Source organism: Lysobacter sp. TAB13, from assembly GCF_052113885.1.
Classification (GTDB): Bacteria; Pseudomonadota; Gammaproteobacteria; order Xanthomonadales; family Xanthomonadaceae; genus Lysobacter; species Lysobacter gummosus.
Map to the genome: position 1 here is coordinate 1 of NZ_JBFRDR010000201.1, position 454 is coordinate 454.

The following is a 454-nucleotide window of genomic DNA, read 5'->3' on the forward strand; positions in this document are numbered from 1 at the left end:
TGACGATGGCAGCGAGCCCCGACGGCGCATGGGCGGTCCCCCAGAACAGGAAAGTATAATTGCCCGTGTTCACCAGAAGCGCGGTGATCAGCAGGCGGCGCCGCGCTGCCGGCGGAACCGCGAGAACGTCGCGCCCGGCCCAGAGCAGCATCAGGACACCGGCGATCGTGAACCGCGCCGCGGCAAGGAAGATCGGCGGGACATGGGCCGAGCCAATCTTGACCGGCAGGAAGGTCAGCCCCCAGACCAGGCACATCAGGGCGAAATAGAAGGCGTTGCGCGACATAACCCGGTCCTTAGCGATGCCGAAACGACAGGACCAATGCCGGATTGGCGACGGCTGCATGGGCGTGACGCAGGCGAGCGTCCTGCGCTTCCGCGCCGTCTGTCACGGGTTGCGCTCTGAACAATCTACTATAGAAGAATCAACGCTATGATAATGGACGACTTAACG

The 454-nt window shown here is 63.0% G+C and carries 1 protein-coding gene; it reads right to left on the reverse strand.

Translation table 11 applies throughout. From position 1 onward, the window contains the following. Window positions 1-286: EamA family transporter (locus AB4Y92_RS25815; RefSeq protein ID WP_441822211.1), on the reverse strand; the 286-nt coding region annotated here is incomplete at its 3' end. Window positions 287-454 lie beyond the last annotated feature (168 nt).